General features: G+C 46.3%; 1 protein-coding gene and 1 pseudogene. Both read left to right on the top strand.

The genetic code is table 11. The features are described 5' to 3' along the window. Positions 1-883, top strand: an 883-nt coding sequence (locus tag ACS8FD_RS15965; RefSeq protein ID WP_439276569.1) for an ABC transporter substrate-binding protein, incomplete at its 5' end; no start/stop codon positions are given. A gap of 77 nt (positions 884-960) precedes the next feature. Beyond that, positions 961-1,148: pseudogene (locus tag ACS8FD_RS15960) on the top strand (ABC transporter substrate-binding protein); the annotation flags it as partial.

The following is a 1,148-nucleotide window of genomic DNA, read 5'->3' as shown; positions in this document are numbered from 1 at the left end:
ACATCCATCACTAGACGAGATGCGCCGTGGTATTATCGATGAGTTGGCAGATAACGGCTATGTCGAGGGCCAAAACTTAACCGTTAATTTCCAAAGTGCACAAGGTAATACGGCGACAGCAGGGCAGATCGCTAAGCAGTTTGCAGGCGACAATCCAGATGCCATTGTAGCCATCTCAACGCCATCTGCTCAGTCAATCGTGGCATCCACCAAAACCGTTCCAGTTGTTTATACTGCCATCTCAGACCCTGTTGCAGCCAAACTTATCGATGATAAGGGCGTTCCCATTCAAACCAACGTGACAGGCCTATCCAGCCAATTGCCTATCGAGCCGCAGTTAGAGAACATTCAAAAGATTGTCCCCGATGCAAAAACCATTGGCTACGTTTATAGCCCAGGTGAGGTCAACTCTGTGGTCGTGCTGAATCAGCTTAAGGAGGCGGCATCAACACGTGGACTCAAAATACTCGACGTAACAGCCAACCGACCAACTGATGTTGCTATGGCGACGCGCAGTCTTGCTGGTCGCGCTGATGTCATTTATACCTCGTTAGACAATAACGTCGTGTCTGCATTCGAGGCGATGGCAGGTGCAGCAAACGAGCTTGATATTCCAGTTATTGCTTCAGATGAATTTAGTGTCAGACGCGGCGCGACAGCAGCACTTGGGGTAAATGACTATGATTTTGGGCGTACTACTGGCAAAATGGTTTATCGCGTATTAAATGGAGAAGCCGTTAACACTATTAAACCTGAGGTTATGAACACGTTAACTTTGTATGCAAGCCCAAAGCACGCAGCTGAGCAAGGAGTGAGCTTATCAGAAGACTTACTAAAAGATGCCATCAACACTGATACTGATACTGATGTCGATACCAAATAAAAAGTAGTAAGATAACAATCAGCACGTCAATTATTTATATAGTGTACGGACACACTATTATTTTAGGAGCGAGACCCATGTTTTATCAAAACCGTTTTGGTCATTTCAATTTTAGCAAAGCCTTGTTATTAGGCGGTATGTGTACTGCCATCTTAACCGGCTGTAACCAGTCGGCACAAGATACGAGTGCGCCTGATGGTGCGGCTACTAGCGATGACGTCACAGCAATGAAGACTGTCGCTATCACTGCCATTGTCGAGCATCC

Source organism: Psychrobacter sp. 1U2, assembly GCF_051847575.1.
The sequence above is the reverse complement of the archived record's forward strand: the minus strand, read 5'-3'. Positions and strand labels throughout refer to the sequence as shown.